Here is a 16,646-nt window from a genome sequence, read left to right as displayed (position 1 = left end):
AACCGTAAGACCATGACTGTCTCACCCCTCGCACGCCGCACCCCGACCCGCCCGACGACCGAAGTCAACCTGACCTACGACCAGGTCGAGGCACTCGGCGCCGACCTCGACGAGCTGCGCGCACGTATCGTCGCGGACCTCGGCGACTCGGACCGCGAATACATCTACTCGATCATCAACGTCCAGCGGAAGCTCGAGTTCGCCGGCCGTGCCGCCATGTACGTTCCGTTCCTGCCGCCGGTCTGGCTGGCCGGTGTCGGTGCGCTCGCCCTGTCGAAGATCCTCGACAACATGGAGATCGGCCACAACGTGATGCACGGCCAGTACGACTGGATGCGTGAGGACACCTACAACTCGCGTGAGTTCGACTGGGACACCGTGTGCCCCGGCGACCAGTGGAAGCACAGCCACAACTACATGCACCACACCTACACCAACATCCTCGGTGAGGATCGCGACGTGGGCTACGGCATCCTCCGGATGGACCGCGAGCAGAAGTGGAACCCGTACTACCTGGGGAACCTCGCCTACGCGACCGGTCTGATGGTGCTGTTCGAGTGGGGCGTCATGCTCCACGATCTCGAGGCCGAGAACATCGTTCAGGGCAAGCGCAAGTGGAGCGACGTCAAGGGTCTGCTGAAGGGCATGTGGAACAAGGCCAGCAAGCAGGTCGCCAAGGATTACATCATCTGGCCCGCGCTGACCGGCCCGTTCTTCGCGAGCACCCTCGTCGGTAACGCGAGCGCCAACGTCATCCGTAACCTGTGGACGTACTCGATCATCTTCTGCGGCCACTTCCCGTCGGGCGCGCAGACGTTCTCCGCTGAGGAGTGCGTCGACGAGACGAAGGGGCAGTGGTACGTCCGTCAGATGCTCGGCTCGGCCAACATCTACGGCAGCCGCCTGTTCCACATTCTGAGCGGCAACCTCTCGCACCAGATCGAGCACCACCTGTTCCCCGATCTGCCGGCCAACCGCTACCCGCAGATGGCCGTCGAGGTCCGCGAGATCTGCGAGAAGTACGAACTCCCCTACAACACGGGTTCGTTGAGCCACCAGCTCGGATCGACGTGGAAGAAGATCGCCAAGCTGTCGCTTCCCAACTGGATGACCCGCGACGACAACGACATCGTCGTCAACATCGAGCGGGAGAAGGCCGTCGACGCGGCCTGACGCGAACTGAATAATCTTCGGCACTCGAATTCGGCGTCAGGCCGAATTCGAGTGCCGAAGTCTTTCTGGTTTCTGCGATACGTTGAGATCCCGATTCCAGACCGCTGTAAAGGACGTCTCGTGGCTCTCACCGAACTCTCCTTCCCCTCCCACAACGGCCGCGACACCGTCTACGGCTGGCTGTATCACCCGACGAGGCCGGCACGCGGGATCGTCCAGCTGATCCACGGCCTCGGCGAGCATTCCCGTCGATATCTGCACCTGATCACAACGCTGCTCGACGCCGGGTTCGCTGTGGTCGCTGACGACCATGCCGGCCACGGAAAGACGGCAGCCGAATCCGGGTTCTGGGTCGAGACCGGGGACGACGGAGCAGCGACTGCCGTGGCAGACGAGGTCACGCTCTTCGGGCTCGCACGTGCGGCGTACCCGGATCTGCCGTACATCGTGTTCGGTCACTCCTGGGGTTCGATGATCGCGCGCCCCTTGGCTTCTCGCATCGAGATCGACGGACTCATCCTGTGCGGCGTCGCGGCACAGATGCCGGGCGCGGAGTCGGTCGTCGATCGAGCGGCGCTCGCTGCCGAACCCGACCAGAGTGGCCCAGCCGATGCCCGCTACGTAGAGGCCCTGTTCACCGGGTTCGGGTCCCGCTACGGCGACAGTGCAGGCCCCACAGCGTGGGTCGCACGCGACGAGGACGTCGTCCGCGATCACGGCACCGACCCACTCAACAACTTCGGCGCACCGATGAGCGTCCGCTTCGTTCGCGGGTTCGTCGACCTGTATCACCAGGCGAATGCCGACGACTGGTACTCGTCGGTGCGCGACGACCTCCCCGTCCTCATCCTCGCGGGCGACCAAGATCCGGTCGCCAACTTCGGCGAGGGCGCCTATCACGTCGCGAACAGACTCGTCTCGAGCGGACAGTCGGACGTCCGGACCCGCGTCTATTCGGGCTTTCGACACGAGGTCCACAACGAACCGGAGATCCGCGACGACGTCGAGGCCGAGATCGTCGCCTTCGCCGAGAAGCTCCTGTAGGCGCGGCTGGCCTCCGCTGGTCGAGCAGAGTCGGGACCCCATACGATGTACCCAACGTCGAGCGGAGGGATGCGATCGTGGTCGGTCGGGCAGAGCGCAACAAGGATTTCATGCAGGACATGGTGCAGAACACTGCGTCGCGGGTCGGCAACATCACGACGATCATCACGACTGCAGTGGTCGATGTGGCGCGTGAGGTCGGCGAGTTGATCACCGACGGCTTCGAGATGCGCGACGCCGCGAAGAAGGCCGAGCAGGCGCAGCAGCCCAAGCAGATCGAGCAATACCGGGGCGAGGACTCCTGAATCAAGTGGCCGACCAGTACGAGGTGCTGCGCACCGTCTTCGGGTACGACTCGTTCCGCGGCGATCAGGAGGACGTCGTCTCGCATGTGATCGCAGGCGGCGACGCCGTGGTCCTGATGCCGACGGGCGGCGGCAAGAGCCTCTGTTACCAGGTTCCCGCCCTGGTCCGGGACGGTTGCGCGATCGTGGTCTCCCCGCTCATCGCGCTCATGTCCGACCAGGTCGGCGCCCTGCTCCAGCTGGGGGTCAAGGCTGCGTTCTTGAATTCGACGCAGTCGTCTGAGGAGCGGTCGGACGTCGAACGCCGCTTTCTCGCAGGCGATCTGGACTTGATCTATGTCGCGCCGGAGCGGTTGAGCCAGTCGTACACGCGTGACCTGCTCTCGCGTGGGAAGCTGTCGTTGGTCGCGATCGACGAGGCGCACTGCGTGTCCCAATGGGGCCACGACTTCCGGCCGGACTATCTGGCGCTCGGCGACCTCGCCGAGCTGTGGCCCGATGTTCCACGGATCGCGTTGACCGCGACGGCGACGCGTCGCACGCACGAGGAGCTCACGCAGCGCCTGCATCTGCAGAACGCCCGGCATTTCGTAGCCAGCTTCGACCGGCCCAACATCACGTACCGGATCGAGCCCAAGTCGCAGGTCAACAAACAGCTGTTGGAGTTCATCACGACCGAGGGCGTCGTCGACGGACAGCAGGCGACGGGGATCGTCTACGCGCTCAGTCGTAAATCGGTGGAGAACATCGCGAAGTTCCTGTCGTCGAACGGCATCAATGCACTGCCGTATCACGCAGGCCTGGACAAACGGCTGCGGGACGACACCCTGCACCGGTTCCTCCGTGAGGACGGGATCGTCGTGGTGGCGACGATCGCGTTCGGGATGGGCATCGACAAGCCCGACGTGCGGTTCGTCGCCCACGTCGATCTGCCGAAGAGCGTCGAAGGCTATTACCAGGAGACCGGTCGCGCGGGGCGCGACGGTCTGCCGTCGGTGGCGTGGATGGCGTACGGGTTGGCCGATGTCGTCCAACAGCAGCGGCTGATCCGAATGTCCGACGGCGACGCCGCACATCGTCGTGCGCAGTCCGAGCACCTGAATGCGATGCTCGCGCTGTGCGAGACGGCCACCTGCCGTCGGCAGCAGCTGCTGCGCTATTTCGACCAGGACTCCGAGCCGTGCGGTAACTGCGACACCTGTCTGAATCCGCCGAAGACGTGGGACGGGACGGTCTCGGCGCAGAAGCTGATGTCGACGATCTGGCGTCTCGATCGCGAGCACCGGCAGCATTACGGCGCAGGTCACCTCATCGACATCCTGCGCGGCGTCGACAGCAAGCGGATCGAGCAACTCGGACACAAGAGTCTCAGCACGTACGGGATCGGCTCCAACCTGGACGCGAACACGTGGAGCAGCGTCGTCCGGCAACTTCTGGCGTCCGGATACCTGGAGACTCGCGGCGAGTACGGGCAGTACTACCTCACCGAGGCAGGCGTCCCGGTGATGCACGGCGAGGTCCAACAGATGTTCCGCGAGGACACCCGCGGCCCCGGCCGTGCGCGCAGACCGAAGACGGCCGCAGTCTCAGCGGACCTGTCCGACGCCGACCGCGAGTTGTTCGAGTCGTTGCGGCGGTGGCGGACGTCGGTCGCCAAAGCGGCGCAGATCCCGCCGTACACGGTGTTGTCCAACAAGTCGCTCGAAGGCCTCGCCCAGATCCGACCCACCAGCAGCGAACAGATGCTCTCCGTGAGTGGCATCGGTGAGGCCAAGTTGGAGCGCTACGGCACCGCGATCCTCGAAGTGATCGACGAGTTCACCTCGGCGTGAGGCGTCAGAACTGTCGCGCGCTAAATCCTCGACGTCGCCGCCGCACCGACGTACCGTGAAGCGTCCGATCGAAGGAGTACCGCGCATGACCACGCCCGATTCGCTGTTCACCCAGGTGGACGCGACTGTCGCCGTCCAGGAGAAGCCGTCGTGGCACCGTGGCGTGCTGGACTTCCCGAACCCGGTCAACGACTATGCCGCACGGTCGACGGCGGGGCTGGTGATCGTGTTGGCGATCGTCTCGATCGCGGTGAACCAGCCGTGGCTCTACGGCGTGCTCGCACTCGGCTTCGTCCTGCGAGTAGCGGGCGGACCGCGCTATTCGCCGTTCGGTCGGCTCGCGGTGCACGTGATCGTCCCGCAGGTGTGGCGCAAGGAGAAGACCGTTCCCGGCCCGCCGAAGCGGTTCGCCCAGGCCGTCGGACTCGCGTTCTCCGGCACGGCCTTCGTACTGTCTCTCGTCGGTCTCGGACTCGCCGCGCAGATCGTCGTCGGCGTCCTGATCGTCGCCGCACTGTTGGAGTTCGCGCTCGGCGTCTGCCTCGGCTGCATCGCGTTCGGGTATCTGCAGCGTGCGGGCGTAATCCCCGACGACGTCTGCGAAGCCTGCAACGACGTGACGCTGTTCGGGCGCGGCTAGCCCTCCAGCAAGCCCAGCGCGATGCCGTCGAGGATGTCGTGTTCGGAGACGACCATCTCGGTGATCGCCGCACGGTCGGCGAAATTGCGCGCCAACTCTTGAGTGACGAGAGCGCCGCCGCCGATCACGTCGGCGCGTCCGGGGTGCATCGGGCCGAGATCGAGGCGTTCGGCGCGGGTCATCGCGACGAGCTTCGAGCACAGCTTGTGCAGGTCGGCCAGCCCGATCGTGGAATGGTGGATGGCTTCGGGATCGTAGTGGTCGAGTCCCGCGTGCAGGGCCGCGAACGTCGTCAGCGTTCCGGCGACTCCCACCCAGGTGCGGGCCGCGGACACGTCGACGGCCGCGAAGGCCTTCGCCAACTCCTCGCGAGCGAAACCGGCGGCGGCGTCGACCTCGTCGAGCGTCGGCGGGTCCGAGCGGAGCGCGCGTTCGGTGAGTCGGACGCAGCCGATGTTCGTCGAGTAGGCGCCCGCGACGACGGCGTCGCCTCCGGTCACCGAGCCGACGACGACTTCGGTGCTGCCGCCGCCGAGATCGGTGACGACGAACGGACCGTCCGCAGGGTCGAGGCCGCCGACCGCGCCGCGGAACGAGAGTCGAGCCTCCTCGTCGCCCGAGATCACTTCGGCCACTGCACCCGACTCGATCTCGCCGAGCAACTCGGCGGTCATGGCGAAGAACTCGTCGCGGTTGCCTGCGTCGCGGGTGGCCGACGTGGCGACCATCCGGACCCGCTCGACTCCGGCGTCGAGCATGACGTCCACGTAGTCGGCGAGGGCCGCACGCACTCGTTCGATCGCCTCGGGAGCGAACTCTCCGGTCGCGTCGACGCCTTGCCCGAGTCGGACCACCTGCATGTCACGGGCGACGTCGACGAGCGACCCGCCTCCCCCGGCCTCGGCGATCAGCAGACGGATCGAGTTGGTACCACAGTCGACGGCAGCGACACGCGTCATGCGCCACCAACCCCATGTGCCCAGTCGGCGGGCACCGCGATGCCGCGGAGCTTCTCGACGTCGGCCAGCATGGCGACGGCCTCGTCGCCGAGCGGGTTGACGCCCGGCCCCTTCGCGAGCGAGTGCGCGACGAGGACGTGAAGGCACTTGACCCGGTCGGGCATCCCGCCGCCGGTGAAGTCGGTGCCGAGCGACTCGATCGCGTCGCGTTCGGCGAGATAGCTCAGGTGCGCGCGGAGATAGCCTGCGGCGAGCTCCTCGTCGTCGGCGAGACGCGCCTGCATCTCGCGCATCACGCCGCCGGACTCGAGGCGGCTGCACGCGCCGGTCAAGCGCGGATCCGTCAGGTAGTAGAGAGTCGGAAACGGCGTCCCGTCCGGGAGTCGCGGCGCCGTCTTCACGACGGCCGGCGCACCGTCCGGGGTCCGATAACTGACTTCAAGAACGCCCCGCGGTACTCGCCCGAGCTGCTGCTCGACGGCCGCGAGGTCGTTGTCGGAAACGCTCACTTGCCCTCCGGCGGTGTCGACACCGCATCCCATATGTTCTGGTACCACGGGTTGGCTTCGCGCTCACGTTCAGCGCGCTCCGCGGCTTCCTGCTGTTCTTTGTTCGGCGCGATCACGATCACTTGGCGCTCGCCGCGTTTGACCATCTGCAGCCGTTCGCGCGCCTTCGCCTCGATGTAGGCGGGATCGTTCTGTTCGACGACCTTGTGCTCGTAATCGGCGACCTGTCGCTGCAGTTCGGCGTTCTCCTGCTGCAGTTCGTTGAACTCACTGCGCTGCGACAGATACGTCCGCACCGGGACCGCCAGCGTCAACGCGAGGAAGACGACGACCAGTGCGATCACAGCGGCCCGCTTGGGGTCGACGTGACCGAACCGCGACGCCATCGACCGACGCGCCGGACTCGGACCGCCGCGGCCACGGGCGGAACGCCGATCCTCTGCCGGTTCGGCTGAAGGCTGCGGCGCGACCGCATCGGCGAGCGCGGCGACATCGTCGTCGGACGACCGACTCCGGGTGCGGCGAGGTACCGGACGCGACCGTCGGGACTTGTCGTCCCGACGGCTGCTCCGGCCCCGGGCGCCGCGCCCGGATGTCGACTCACCCATACGTATCAGTTGATCACGCGTCGGCGTTGAAACGCGGGAACGCCAGGTCACCGGCGTAGCGTGCGGCGTCGCCGAGACCTTCTTCGATGCGCAGGAGCTGGTTGTACTTCGCGACGCGCTCGGAGCGAGCCGGGGCACCGGTCTTGATCTGGCCACAGCTGCAGGCGACGGCCAGGTCGGCGATGGTGGTGTCCTCGGTCTCGCCGCTGCGGTGGCTCATCATCGACTTGTAGCCGCTGTTGTGGGCCAGCGCGACGGCGTCGAGAGTCTCGGTCAGGGTGCCGATCTGGTTGACCTTCACCAACAGAGCATTCGCGATGCCCTTGCTGATGCCCTCTTCCAGACGCTCGGGGTTGGTGACGAACAGGTCGTCGCCGACCAACTGGACCTTGTCGCCGATGGACTCGGTGAGTGCGGCCCACCCGGTCCAGTCGTCTTCGGCGAGACCGTCTTCGATCGACACGATCGGGTAGTCGGCGATCAGCTTGGCGTAGAAGTCGATCATCTGCTCAGCGGTCTTCGGTGCGCCCGAGAACTGGTAGGCGCCGTCAGTGAAGAACTCGGTCGACGCCGAGTCGAGTGCGACGACGACGTCGCTGCCGAACTTCAGGCCTGCGTTGCCGACCGCGGTCGCGATGACGTCGAGGGCCGCTTCGGTGTTCGGCAGGTCGGGCGCGAAACCGCCCTCGTCGCCGAGCGCCGTGCTCATCCCCTGCTTGTGCAGGACCGACTTGAGTGCGTGGTAGACCTCGGCGCCCCAACGCAGGGATTCCTTGAAGGTCGGCGCACCGATCGGCGCGATCATGAACTCCTGGAAGTCGATTCCGTTGTCGGCGTGTGCACCGCCGTTGATGATGTTCATCATCGGGACGGGCAGGATGTGGGCGTTGGGTCCGCCGATGTAGCGGTACAGGTCCAGCCCTGCCGACTCGGCGGCGGCGCGGGCCACCGCGAGCGAGACGCCGAGGGTCGCGTTCGCGCCGAGCCGCGACTTGCTGGGGGTGCCGTCCAAGTCGACCAGCGTCTGGTCGAGGACACGCTGGTCGTCTCCTTCGATGCCGATCACTTCGGGGGCGATGTCGTCGAGCACTGCTTCGACGGCCTTCTGGACGCCCTTGCCGAGGTAGCGGTCGCCACCGTCGCGAAGCTCGACGGCCTCGTGCTCACCGGTGGATGCGCCCGACGGGACCGCTGCCCGACCGAACGACCCGTCGCCGAGAACCACTTCCACCTCGACGGTCGGATTGCCTCGGGAATCGAGGATCTCGCGCGCGCCAACCTGCTCGATAATTGCCACTTATTCCAGCCCCATTCAGATGGTCGTGCCGACGCCTCGTGCGACGTCGCCTTCGGGTACGTGTACCAGGGTAATGGCTCGGTCGCGGCGACCCGCTCAGTACCTGACGTTGACGGAGTACGCGTTCGCGTGATTGCGCACCTTGAGGACGTAGTCCATCGAGTTGTTGTAGGTCAGCACGGCCTTCTCCCAGCCTTCGGGAGTCGTCATGTCGCCGCCCGACGACACACACAGGTAGCGCGCGGCCGACAGTGCAGCGTCGTCGATGTTGTCGGGGTCGGCTCTGCCGTCGCCGTTCGCGTCGACGCCGAAACGCTGCCACGTGGTGGGGATGAATTGGAACGGGCCCACGGCTCGGTCGAACTCGGTGTCGCCGTCGATCTTCCCGTTATCGGTGTCCCGGATCTCCCAGTTGCCGTTGGTTCCGTCGAGCTGCGGCCCGCGGATCTCCGGGCGCACGTCGCCGTTCGCAGCGACGTCGGCGGCATGGTGCGTGCCGTGCTTGGTCTCGACGCCGCCGATCGCGGCGACGGTGGTCCAGGCGATTCCGCATTCGGGGTGCTGCTGACGCTGGATCTCGGCGGCGTTGCCGTACGCCTCCATCGAGGTGACCGGGATGCCGAGGTCGTCGGCGATCGGCGTCGCCCACGCTCGCAGCGTGTCGGCGGTGCGGCCGGAAGCGTGGATGTCGACGTACGGCTGCTGGACGCCGGGGCCCGGCGGCAGTCCGTCGGGGATGTCGGGGCTGTCCCACGGCATGTCGATATTGCAGGCGGTCAGCATGACGGCTGCCAGTCCGGCTGTCGCTCCCAGTGCGACGCGTCGAAGAGTGTTGGCCGTCGCCACAGCTGATCAGTCCTTTCTGGTGAGCGGACTCCCGCTCGAGGCAAGACACTAGCGTGCCACATCACAGACTCAACTCCGGACGACCCGTCAAGGTTCCCAGTAGCGTCTCTAAGTGTGAGCGAGACCAACCGCAGACGCGGTAGACCACCCGGCCCGGGCGTCGACCGGGACGCTCGACGCGAGAGCCTGCTGGACGCCGCCGAACGCGCGATCACCCGGTCGGGCGCAGACGTGTCGGTGAGTCAGGTCGCGGCCGAGGCGGGCCTCACCCGGTCGGCGGTGTATGCCGCGTTCGACGACCGCGACGCCGTGATCGACGCACTCGCCGCGCGCCACTCGCGTCGGATAGTGGCGCAGATGCAGTCGGTCGCCACCGGCTCGGTCCACGCACACGCCCAGACGCGGGCCGCCGTCGACCTGTTGGCCGCATGGTTCGACGAGAACCCCACGCTCGCTCCGATCCTCTCCGTCCGGTGGCGCACCGACGGACGCTCATTCGTCGAGACCACGGTGGCTGAGGTGCTGCGGGCCGGATTCGCGACTCGAGGACTCGACGCCGCGCCCGCTCCGGTGTGGGCACGGGCGATGGTCGGCGCCGTCGCGGCCAGTGTCGAATGGTGGGCCGACACTCGGGAGATCAGCCGCGACGAGCTCGTCGACCACGTGACGTCCCTGCTGTGGTCCGGCCTGTCCGCCACGAACCCGTAGACAGATCTTGACGACCGTCTCATAAAAGAACACACTGTCTTTTATGGACCTGATCACCGCTCACCAGGCCGCCGCCATCACGGGGGCGCGCAACTGGGATGCCGTCGCCGCACGTCATCCTGAGCGGACGGCGAGCATGGCCGCGGGCCTCATGCGCGGGGACCGGTTGGCCGACGCGGTGGTCGCCGAGTACTTCGACCGGCACGGAACTCCGGATGCGATGCCGTGGCGAGACGTCGTGGCCGCACTCGAGAACCGCGACTCACCGACCCCGTTGCCCCCTGCCCTCACCGCGTTCCTCGACGCGGTCGGCACACCGCCGTCGTGGTACGACCCGGCCCTCGCTCGCGCAGGCGCAATGGCGTGGTGGCGGTTCGGCTCGTTGCAGTCGTCGACGCTGTACCAGTCATTGATCTACGGCTATCAGGCGCGCGGGTTCACGCGGCCGCTCAGCGCAACCGGGCGTCTCACCGAGGGCACCTGGGATCGAGTCCAGTCGACAGCCCGATGGGTCGCGCTCGCAACGGCGCCCGAATGCATGGAGATCGGTCACCCCGGTTGGGTCCAGACCTTGCGCATCAGGTTGGTGCACGCGATGGTCCGCCACCATCTCGTACGTCAGTGGTGGGACACCGAGCAGTGGGGCGTGCCCATCAATCAGACGTACAGCCAGTTGACGATCACCGCGGGATTCCTCGCGCTGCCGTTGCGCATCGGTCACGACTTCGGTCTTCGATACTCGGCGGCGGAGCGGGAGGCGATCACACACATGTGGCGGTGGATCGGATCGGTGATGGGCGTCGACGACGACCTGTTGCCTCGCAGTTTCGCCGACGCCCAGGACATCGATCGCGTCGCACGCGCGTTTCAGATGGAACCCGACCCCGATGCGCGAACTCTGGTGTCAGCGCTGCTCGACGACGGATATCGCACCGAGGTTCCACTGCCGCCGTTGCCGCCGGTGGTGGCGAACGCGATCAACGGCGCCGTGCACACGGTGACGCGGCCGGTGCTGCGGACGCTGTTCGCAAGCGTGTCGACGCGATGGGTCGACGAGGACGTCGCGTCCGCGATGGGGTTGCGCGCCACTCCCCTGCACAACGTGGTCGCGTTGGCGCGGCCGCTGGTGCGCTCGCGTGAGGTGTTGCGCGCACTCGGCGTCCTCGGATCGGACACTCGCGTCGCCCAGCGGGAGCTGCGGCTGGTCACCTCCCAACTCGGCATCGATCTCGCCGATCCGGACGCCGGCCGGTACGGGCGAGTCGCGTGACCCTATTCCAGCTGCACCGAGATCTCCGCTGCTCGCCGGAGCAGGCATGGACCATGCTCACCGATCCGGAACACATGAACCGGTGGTCAACGGCCCGGATCGAGTTACGTGAGCCAGGGGTCGGCGACCGGCCGGACGGCGTCGGAGCCTTGCGCACCGTCACCCTGCCGGGCGGACGAGCCAGACTTCGCGAAGTGGTCGAACGATCCGACTTCGCGCGATCGTTCGACTACCGCGTCTACGACGGCGGTCCCGCGCTACTCGACCATTCGGGACGCCAGGAGATCGCGCCGACCTCCGCCGGCTGCACCCTGACGTGGACCGTTCAAATGCAGTTGGTGTCGCGGGCCGCGACGTCCGTCCTCGCGAAGCGGGTCCGCGGCCAGGTCGCCGATTCGCTGGATCTCCTGGCCGGACTCGAGCCGCCCGCACCGGCGACCGCGCCAGTTGTTGAGCGCCGCCGCCCCGTCGATACGACCGATTCGCGGCGTGCCGCGATGCAGGTTCTGGCCTTTCAGCGCGCGACAGCGGATCGTCTCGCGGCGGCGGACGATCCCAAGCAGTGGTTCGCCCGCGTCTACTCCTACGTGACCGACGAGATGATCGGCGTCTGCGATCGCGGCGACGTCGACAATCCGGATTGGGTGCTCGCGTTGATCCCGGTCTTCGACGAGTACTACATGCGCAACCTCGTCGCCTTCGAGGCAGGCGAGGCGTGCGAGCCCATGTGGCAGCGGGCGTGGTCGACGTGCGAACGGCGCGATGAACGCAAACCACACCTACCGGTCGTGAAGGGGTTGGTGTCGGGAGTCGCGGCGCACATCGACGCCGACCTCCCGCGGGCCATCTCCGGTCTTCATCTCGCGGCGTTCGCCGACCGCGACCTTCGTGAGTTCCGACCCGACTACCTACGGCTCGCGCCGGTCTTCTCCGCCGCCTCCGACAGGTTGCTGGACGACCTACCTCGTTCCCATAAACCGTGGTGGACGGGCATCGCGGCGCGAATCCATCCGCAGATCCGCGATGCGCTCATCGCCCGGCAAGGCTATGACGTGCGACGACATCGATTCACGGCATTCAGGACAGCTATCGACCTCACTTCGTGACGCGGACGTGCCGACTGTTCACTCAGTTGCGTTCGAAGGTTATTGTAGAGCGTTGCCGTTTGGCATGCCTTGCCTCATGAAAGCTGAAACCGTCGATGATCTCTCTCGCCGCGTCGGGCGCACCGTCCGTAGTAACCCAGATGTTCGGGAGCGGGCTGATCGGTGTTCGCGAGGGCCTCGAGTCGGGCATCGTCGTGATGATCCTGATCGCTTTCGCGGTCAAGTCGGGTCGTCGCGAGGTCTTGAAATGGATCTGGGCGGGCGTCGCCGTCGCACTGGCGTTGATGATCGGCACGTTCTTGATCATCCAGTTCGGCACGTCGACGGTCTCATCGTTGGCGGCCGAGTTGATCGCAGGCATCGCGTCGATCGTCGCGGTGGTGATCGTGACGTTCATGGTGCTGTGGATGCGGAAGGCGTCGGCAACCATCTCCGGCGAGCTGAAGTCCGGGTTGTCGACGGCGATGGCCGCGGGCCCCGCCGCGGTCATGGGCCTCGCGTTCCTGGCCGTTGGCCGTGAGGGCTTGGAGACCGCGCTGCTGATGGTCGGGTACGCGGAGAGTTCGTCGAACGGGCCGTGGCCGCTGCTCGGGCTGCTACTCGGAATCCTGGTGGCAGTGGTTCTGACGATGCTGTTGTATCGCGGAGCCGTCCGCATCGACTTCGCCCGATTCTTCTACTACACGGGCTTGTTCCTGATCGTCGTCGCCGCGGGTATCGCAAGCTACGGCGTGCATGCGCTGCAGGTGTACGGCTGGTTCCCGGGACTGGACAACATCGCCTTCGACATCACCTCGTGGTACGACCAGAGCGCTTGGTACGGCGAGGTTCTGCAGGGCATCTTCAACTTCCGGCCCGAGCCGACGTGGCTGCAGGTGGTCGTGTGGGTCGCTTACGTCGCGATCGTCGGCACCCTGTTCGTTCTGCGCGGTCGATCGCCCAAGCGTACCGATCCGGCTCCGTCGATGAAGTCCGACTCAGAGTCCGTCTCCTCTTGATGCTCGCATTCGCCGAGCACACCCCGAAAGGAAATCTCATGGCCCCCACGTCCCTGTATCGCGGCCTTCGCACCGCGACGATCCTCGGTCTGGCCGTCGCCACGCCGATAGCGCTCGCCGCGTGCGAGTCGAAGTCCGACGGCGAGGGCGCGATCACGGTGACGTCGACCGATGACGCGTGCGACCTGTCGAGTACCGATCTTCAAACCGGTCAGGTCGACTTCGCGGTGACGAACTCAGGGTCGAAGGTCACCGAGTTCTACGTGTACGGCAACAACAACCGCGTGCTCGGCGAGGTCGAGAACATCGGTCCGGGGCTCACCGGCAAGCTGGGCGTGGAGATCGTCGATCCGGGCACCTACACCGTGGCCTGCAAGCCGGGCATGGTCGGTCAGGGCATCCGCACGGAGGTCAACGTGACCGGCGAGAAGAAGGAGAAGAGCGAGGCTCCGGCCGACGTCGAAGCTGCGAAGGGCCGTTACCTCGAGTACGTCCGCGGCCAGGTGGACGGTCTCGTCGCGCAGACTCAGACGTTCACGGACGCGGTGAAGTCGGGCGATCTCGATGCTGCGCGTTCGCAGTTCGGTCAGGTCCGCACCTTCTGGGAGCGTGTCGAGCCGGTCGCCGAGAGCTTCCCGGATCTGGATCCGAAGGTCGACATGCGGTGGGACGACACCGAGGACGGCAAGGTCGAGTTCACCGGCTTCCACCGCATCGAGCGCTTCCTCTGGGCGCCGCAAGCCTCTGATGTGGGCGAGGCGGGCGACCAGGTCGCGCCGGCCGACGCTGCGCAGGCGAAGACCGCTGACACGAAGGAGGCGATCGCGAAGATCGCCGACGGCCTGCTCACGAACGTGAAGACGTTGCAGACCGAGGTCAACAAGCCGGACTTCCAGTTCGAGACTCAGTCGTTCGTCCAGGGACCGCAGGCGTTGGTGGACGAGATCGCTGCGACCAAGGTCGGCGGCGAGGAGGACCGTTACAGCCACACGGACTTGTGGGACTTCGCTGCGAACATCGACGGCGCGGAGACGTTGATCGCCGAGATGCAGCCGATGATCTCGAAGACCAGCCCCGATCTGATGAACAAGATCACCGCGCAGTTCGGTGACGTCCGGTCGGCGATCGACGCACTGCGCGAGGGCGACGGCTACAAGTCCTACGACCAGGTCGACGAGAACACTCGCAAGGGTCTCTCGGACAAGATCGACGCGCTGTCGGCGAGCCTCTCGCAGGTTCCCGGCATCGTGATGCAGAAGAAGTAGTGGGTAGCGGGGAGAACTCGGGAGTCTCGCGCCGCGCCGTCCTCGGGGCGGCGGGTGCAGGCTTGGTCGTCGGCGGCGTCGCGGGTGCGGCCGGCGGCTACGGCGTCGGCTCGTCCGACTCGTCGTCGGACGACCAGACGGTCTCGTTTCGGGGCGATCATCAGGCCGGAATCACCACCGAGGCACAGGACCGTCTGCACTTCGCGGCGTTCGACGTCGTCACCGATTCGCGTGACGAGTTGGTCGACATGTTGAAGCGGTGGACCGTCGCCGCGGAGCGCATGACGCGCGGCGAGGAGACGGTCGAGGGCGGTGCGCTGGACCTCGGCGATTACGCGCCGCCTGCGGACACCGGCGAGGCGCTCGGGCTCTCCCCTGCCCATCTCACGCTCACTGTCGGCTTCGGTCCGGGCCTGTTCGGGTCGAGCGCGGCGGACCCGAGTCAGAAGGATCGGTTCGAGATCGGCGCGCGCAAGCCTGCCGCTCTCGCTGATCTGCCCGCGTTCGCGGCGGAGAAGATCGAGCCGTCGCGGTCGTTCGGCGACGTCTGCATCCAGGCGTGCGCCGATGATCCACAGGTCGCCGTCCACGCTGTCCGAAACCTGGCCCGGATCGGCGTCGGCGTCGTGTCGGTGCGCTGGTCGCAGCTCGGTTTCGGGCGTACGTCGTCGACGACGCGCGGCCAGGACACTCCGCGAAACATGTTCGGGTTCAAGGACGGAACCGCGAACATCCGCGCCGAGGACACCGACGTGCTCGACGACCACGTGTGGGTCGCGGAGAAGGACAATCCTCCTGCGGCACAGTGGATGACGGGTGGCACGTACCTCGTCGCCCGCCGTATCCGGATGGACATCGAGCCCTGGGACCGCGCGAACCTGAAGGAACAGGAGACGATCATCGGCCGGACGAAGGGCGAAGGCGCTCCGATCGGTAAGGCCTCTGAGTTCGACGAGCCGGACTTCGACATCACGTCGTACGGATCACCGATGATCGCGCGGACCTCGCACGTGCGCCTGGCGCACCCGGATCAGAACAACGGCGTCCAGATCCTCCGCCGCGGCTACAACTTCACCGACGGCTCCGACGGTTTCGGTCACCTCGACGCGGGACTGTTCTTCATCGCCTTCAATCGCGACAGCTTCAAACAGTTCGTCCCGATGCAGCACCAGTTGTCCCGCAAGGACGCGATGACCGAGTACCTGATTCCGAACGCATCCGCCGTCTTCGCTGTGCCTCCTGGCTTGAAGGACGGCGAATGGTGGGGCCAGCACCTCTTCAGCTGACCCCACCGCGCGTCATGCTGCGTTGGGGTGGGCGGTCATGGTGCGTCGTGCGTGTGATCGCAGTGGTTCGCGGTGCCGGTTCGGGTGCTGCGGGTCGACTGGTTCGCGGAACCAGGGGTGTCCGTCGTGGCCGATGAACACCTCCCATCCGGTGTGGTGGATTTTCACGTGGTGCATCCGACACAACAGGACTCCGTTACCGACCGAGGTGTCTCCACCGTGCGCCCACGGGGTGCAGTGGTGCGCGTCGGTCCAGGAGACCGGGCGCCCGCAGCCGGGGAACGCGCACCCGCCATCACGGACCGCGAGTGCCTTCCGGATCCCCGGCGTGAACAACCGGTGCTCGCGCCCCACATCGAGCGGAACCCCCTCACCGTCGACCCGGACGGCGGTGACCGCGGCGGTACACAACGCGAGTCCGACCGTGGCCGGGGAGACCGGGCCAGCGAACCCGAACCGAGCCACGTCATCTCCTGGCGCCCCGACGGTGGGGACGATCAGGGTGGCGTGCGGTAGGACGCCGCCACTGCTCGGGCGTTCGGAGCCCGCGAGGTAGGTGCGGATGATCTGCCCGAGCGCGTCCGCGCGACGTTGACCCGTACTGCGTGGGTCGGGTGACCCGTCCGGGGACGGGACCGGCCGACACAGTGGGTCGAGCGCGGCCTGCAACTCCTCCCCGGTGAGAACGTCGAGATCCGCGGTCGCGGTGATCCGGCCCTCCTCATCAGTGGTCACCACCATCTCGTTCAGGTCGGGATTCTCTGCGGCCGGCACCAGGTCCGGGTCGTCGCTGTCGGCGG

17 protein-coding genes are annotated in these 16,646 nt (G+C 66.6%); 11 read left to right on the top strand and 6 right to left on the bottom strand.

Annotation, left to right across the window (positions count from 1 at the left end; genetic code table 11):
• The first annotated feature begins 12 nt into the window (after window positions 1–12).
• The 5 genes from L5G32_RS17435 to L5G32_RS17415 all read left to right on the top strand — a co-directional run bounded on the left by L5G32_RS17435 (window position 13) and on the right by L5G32_RS17415 (window position 4,994).
• Complete coding sequence (locus L5G32_RS17435; RefSeq protein ID WP_237012352.1) at window positions 13–1,173, top strand: fatty acid desaturase family protein; 1,161 nt, start codon at window positions 13–15, stop codon at window positions 1,171–1,173.
• Between the two features lie 120 nt (window positions 1,174–1,293).
• Window positions 1,294–2,217, top strand: coding sequence for an alpha/beta fold hydrolase (locus L5G32_RS17430; protein WP_237012351.1), 924 nt, complete (start codon window positions 1,294–1,296; stop codon window positions 2,215–2,217).
• A 77-nt stretch (window positions 2,218–2,294) separates the two neighbouring features.
• Complete coding sequence (locus L5G32_RS17425) at window positions 2,295–2,522, top strand: hypothetical protein (protein WP_237012350.1); 228 nt, start codon at window positions 2,295–2,297, stop codon at window positions 2,520–2,522.
• A 5-nt stretch (window positions 2,523–2,527) separates the two neighbouring features.
• The gene (gene recQ / locus L5G32_RS17420) at window positions 2,528–4,354 is read left to right on the top strand and encodes a DNA helicase RecQ (RefSeq protein ID WP_237012349.1); all 1,827 of its coding nucleotides are present in this window, start codon (window positions 2,528–2,530) and stop codon (window positions 4,352–4,354) included.
• Between the two features lie 85 nt (window positions 4,355–4,439).
• Window positions 4,440–4,994, top strand: coding sequence for a DUF4395 domain-containing protein (locus L5G32_RS17415; RefSeq protein WP_237012348.1), 555 nt, complete (start codon window positions 4,440–4,442; stop codon window positions 4,992–4,994).
• Here L5G32_RS17415 and L5G32_RS17410 read toward each other — a convergent pair.
• The 5 genes from L5G32_RS17410 to L5G32_RS17390 all read right to left on the bottom strand — a co-directional run bounded on the left by L5G32_RS17410 (window position 4,991) and on the right by L5G32_RS17390 (window position 9,150).
• The gene (locus L5G32_RS17410; protein WP_237012347.1) at window positions 4,991–5,953 is read right to left on the bottom strand and encodes a Ppx/GppA phosphatase family protein; all 963 of its coding nucleotides are present in this window, start codon (window positions 5,951–5,953) and stop codon (window positions 4,991–4,993) included. The two genes, L5G32_RS17415 and L5G32_RS17410, sit on opposite strands and share 4 nt — an antisense overlap.
• Window positions 5,950–6,462, bottom strand: coding sequence for a DUF501 domain-containing protein (locus L5G32_RS17405; RefSeq protein ID WP_237012346.1), 513 nt, complete (start codon window positions 6,460–6,462; stop codon window positions 5,950–5,952). Before L5G32_RS17405 ends, L5G32_RS17410 begins: the two co-directional genes overlap by 4 nt.
• Window positions 6,459–7,070 carry an FtsB family cell division protein gene (locus L5G32_RS17400; protein WP_237012345.1) on the bottom strand — a complete coding sequence of 204 codons (612 nt, stop codon included), beginning with the start codon at window positions 7,068–7,070 and terminating at the stop codon, window positions 6,459–6,461. Before L5G32_RS17400 ends, L5G32_RS17405 begins: the two co-directional genes overlap by 4 nt.
• A 13-nt stretch (window positions 7,071–7,083) precedes the next feature.
• Complete coding sequence (eno, locus tag L5G32_RS17395; RefSeq protein WP_237012344.1) at window positions 7,084–8,367, bottom strand: phosphopyruvate hydratase; 1,284 nt, start codon at window positions 8,365–8,367, stop codon at window positions 7,084–7,086.
• Between the two features lie 96 nt (window positions 8,368–8,463).
• Window positions 8,464–9,150: a lytic transglycosylase domain-containing protein gene (locus L5G32_RS17390; protein ID WP_237012385.1), complete on the bottom strand. Its 687-nt coding sequence runs from the start codon at window positions 9,148–9,150 to the stop codon at window positions 8,464–8,466.
• 177 nt (window positions 9,151–9,327) lie between these two features.
• Between L5G32_RS17390 and L5G32_RS17385 the strand changes: the two genes are divergently transcribed.
• The 6 genes from L5G32_RS17385 to efeB all read left to right on the top strand — a co-directional run bounded on the left by L5G32_RS17385 (window position 9,328) and on the right by efeB (window position 15,846).
• Window positions 9,328–9,921, top strand: coding sequence for a TetR/AcrR family transcriptional regulator (locus L5G32_RS17385; protein WP_237012343.1), 594 nt, complete (start codon window positions 9,328–9,330; stop codon window positions 9,919–9,921).
• 43 nt (window positions 9,922–9,964) lie between these two features.
• Window positions 9,965–11,191, top strand: a complete 1,227-nt coding sequence (locus tag L5G32_RS17380) for an oxygenase MpaB family protein (protein ID WP_237012342.1) — start codon at window positions 9,965–9,967, stop codon at window positions 11,189–11,191.
• Window positions 11,188–12,297 carry an SRPBCC family protein gene (locus tag L5G32_RS17375; protein ID WP_308192059.1) on the top strand — a complete coding sequence of 370 codons (1,110 nt, stop codon included), beginning with the start codon at window positions 11,188–11,190 and terminating at the stop codon, window positions 12,295–12,297. The genes L5G32_RS17380 and L5G32_RS17375 overlap by 4 nt, the downstream gene beginning before the upstream one ends.
• 95 nt (window positions 12,298–12,392) lie before the next feature.
• Window positions 12,393–13,295: an iron uptake transporter permease EfeU gene (gene efeU / locus L5G32_RS17370; protein ID WP_237012341.1), complete on the top strand. Its 903-nt coding sequence runs from the start codon at window positions 12,393–12,395 to the stop codon at window positions 13,293–13,295.
• A 38-nt stretch (window positions 13,296–13,333) separates the two neighbouring features.
• Window positions 13,334–14,560 carry an iron uptake system protein EfeO gene (gene efeO / locus L5G32_RS17365; protein ID WP_237012340.1) on the top strand — a complete coding sequence of 409 codons (1,227 nt, stop codon included), beginning with the start codon at window positions 13,334–13,336 and terminating at the stop codon, window positions 14,558–14,560.
• Window positions 14,560–15,846 carry an iron uptake transporter deferrochelatase/peroxidase subunit gene (gene efeB / locus L5G32_RS17360; RefSeq protein ID WP_237012339.1) on the top strand — a complete coding sequence of 429 codons (1,287 nt, stop codon included), beginning with the start codon at window positions 14,560–14,562 and terminating at the stop codon, window positions 15,844–15,846. Before efeO ends, efeB begins: the two co-directional genes overlap by 1 nt.
• Before the next feature lie 12 nt (window positions 15,847–15,858).
• On the opposite strand, the gene L5G32_RS17355 is transcribed toward efeB, so the two are convergent.
• Window positions 15,859–16,646, bottom strand: a 788-nt coding sequence (locus tag L5G32_RS17355; protein ID WP_237012338.1) for an HNH endonuclease signature motif containing protein, incomplete at its 5' end; no start/stop codon positions are given.

It is taken from the genome of Gordonia zhenghanii (assembly GCF_021738965.1).
GTDB classification, from domain to species: domain Bacteria; phylum Actinomycetota; class Actinomycetes; order Mycobacteriales; family Mycobacteriaceae; genus Gordonia; species Gordonia zhenghanii.
The sequence above is the reverse complement of the archived record's forward strand: the minus strand, read 5'-3'. Positions and strand labels throughout refer to the sequence as shown.